At 45.7% G+C, this 256-nt stretch carries 1 protein-coding gene; it reads right to left on the reverse strand.

What is annotated here, in order from left to right:
* On the reverse strand, positions 1-256 hold a 256-nt coding region (locus tag OGY19_RS02330), incomplete at both ends, for a hypothetical protein (RefSeq protein ID WP_286596215.1).

Consider the following 256-nt stretch of genomic DNA (forward strand, 5'->3'; position numbering starts at 1 on the left):
CAACATATCGATAAACAAATCTTTCTCAACCTGCTCACTGGTTTGACCTACTACTGCATCGGTTGCCAACAGATCAATAACCGAGCCTTCCACTACAGACTCACTGGATTGACTCACTGCAGCTTCAGTTGCCTGCGTGTTGATCGGCTTGTCTTCCACTTCAGATTCACTAGCCTGCCCCATTTCCTCTTCGCTTGACAACATATCGATAAACAAATCTTTCTCAACCTGCTCACTGGTTTGACCTACTACTGCA

The sequence above is a fragment of the Citrobacter sp. Cy070 genome (genome assembly GCF_030332245.1).
Taxonomy (GTDB): domain Bacteria; phylum Pseudomonadota; class Gammaproteobacteria; order Enterobacterales; family Enterobacteriaceae; genus Citrobacter; species Citrobacter youngae.